General features: G+C 37.9%; 2 protein-coding genes and 1 pseudogene. 2 read left to right on the forward strand and 1 reads right to left on the reverse strand.

The features are described 5' to 3' along the window. Positions 1-637 (forward strand): annotated as a pseudogene (locus M663_RS14615) (sigma-70 family RNA polymerase sigma factor); the annotation flags it as partial. A 186-nt stretch (positions 638-823) separates the two neighbouring features. Further along, a complete protein-coding gene (locus M663_RS0106905) occupies positions 824-1,045 on the forward strand; it encodes a hypothetical protein (protein WP_029688399.1) in 222 nt (73 codons plus the stop codon). A gap of 137 nt (positions 1,046-1,182) precedes the next feature. Here M663_RS0106905 and M663_RS0106915 read toward each other — a convergent pair whose 3' ends face one another. Next, the gene (locus M663_RS0106915; protein ID WP_273702657.1) at positions 1,183-1,572 is read right to left on the reverse strand and encodes a hypothetical protein; all 390 of its coding nucleotides are present in this window, start codon (positions 1,570-1,572) and stop codon (positions 1,183-1,185) included. Positions 1,573-1,729: the final 157 nt, after the last annotated feature.

Below are 1,729 nucleotides of genomic sequence, written 5' to 3' on the forward strand. Positions count from 1 at the left end.
CTTTCTTAGATTTGATACAAGAAGGAAATTTGGGGTTACTCGAAGCAGTTGAAAAATTTGACTATAGAAAAGGCTATAAATTTAGTACTTACGCTACATGGTGGATAAGACAGGCTATTATAAGAGCTATTGCAGATCAAGCAAGAACCATAAGAATCCCTGTACACATGGTAGGAACTATCAATAAATTGATAAGAGTCCAAGGGCAATTGCTGCAGGAATTAGGTCGTGAGCCCACTCCTGAAGAGTTGGCAAAAGAGATGGGGATGCCAGAAGAAAAAGTAAGAGAGATAATGAAAATAGCGCAAGAACCCGTATCTTTAGAAACTCCTATTGGGGAAGAGGAAGACAGCCACTTAGGAGATTTTATACCTGACGAAGATGCACCAGCTCCAGCAGAAGCTGCTGCTTTTACAATGCTAAAAGAACAGTTGATGGATGTTCTTGATACCCTAACGCCAAAGGAAGAGAAAGTACTAAGACTTAGGTTTGGCCTAGATGACGGTCGAGCAAGAACTTTAGAGGAAGTAGGAAAAGAGTTTAATGTTACAAGAGAACGTGTAAGACAAATTGAGACAAAGGCTTTGAAAAAACTAAGACTCCTAACAGGAGTAGAAGACTAAAAGAATTTTTATAGGTGTATTATCCTTAAGCCACTGCGGGTCATATCTGACTTCTAAGCGCATACCTTTAAACTTTTCTTCTGTTTCGTGACGATACAATTAAAACCTTTCATAATTCGTGACATAAGAGATGAAATAATTCAAAAATTAAAAGAAAGAATTAGCAGTATGAGAAAAATTTATTGAAAGGAGGTGAAAGCATGAACATAAGCTGGGGTGGGTATGAAGAGCAAGAGAGGCTATTCACGATTAAGCTTACACGAAAAGAAAAACTCACATTGGAAAGCTTGGTTTCGCTTGAAATAGAAATATTAAAAGAAATAAATGCAAAAACAGATGAAATAAAACAGGAATTGAATGAAGAGATAGAGTTGCATAAGAGAATCTTAAAAAAGTTAGAGGAGGCGAAATATAGGAGGTAAAAAACCATGCTTGTACAAGACAAACGTTATGAAATTATACCAAAGTATATTTTCCACTTTAAGTGTAGTATCTTTGTTTACTTTACGATTAAGGGAAAAATAAAGGCGGGGGGTTACCTCCCGCCTAAAACCTCACACTAAAACCTCACAAAACCCTCGTGCTTGAACACTTGGGTTTTTGTTACTGTGCCATCGGGGTTTTTCTTTTCGACACTCACCCGACGACTAAAAGCAAAGACCGGGATAAGCCCCTTAGACAACAGGGCATGGTATAGCGCCGGCATGAAGAAGGGCGCCCCTCCTATCATAACCTCCACAGCCCCGGTCCTTTCATGTTCAGCCAGGGCTATTTCTGTTAACTGTCTAGCCCTGGCGAAGACCTCTTCACGGCTTGGGAGCTCATCAAACGTTAAGAGCTCCTTAATCTTTTCCCATTCGGCTGGGTTGTATACACCAGCCTTACCCTGCTCTGGTGTAGGGTGATGTTGTGTGAAGTTAACAATTTTTTTCATTTTTAGGTTTGACATTTTTATTTCCTCCTTTTTATGTATGATTTCCTTTGACATTTCTTATTATACACAAGATTTTTAAACTTGTCAATAGGTTTTTAAAAAAAAATATGATTTTTTAAAACGAATATTTTAGTATTTTACCGATACTATTTAGATGGACCTAACTGTATAA

The organism is Thermoanaerobacter sp. A7A (genome assembly GCF_000445185.1).
GTDB lineage: Bacteria > Bacillota > Thermoanaerobacteria > Thermoanaerobacterales > Thermoanaerobacteraceae > Thermoanaerobacter.

What these genes read in the sequence shown, in the direction of transcription:
- M663_RS0106905 (WP_029688399.1), top strand. Translation starts at nt 824, where the DNA reads ATGAACATAAGCTGGGGTGGGTATGAAGAGCAAGAGAGGCTATTCACG.
- M663_RS0106915 (WP_273702657.1), bottom strand. Translation starts at nt 1,572, where the DNA reads ATGTCAAACCTAAAAATGAAAAAAATTGTTAACTTCACACAACATCAC.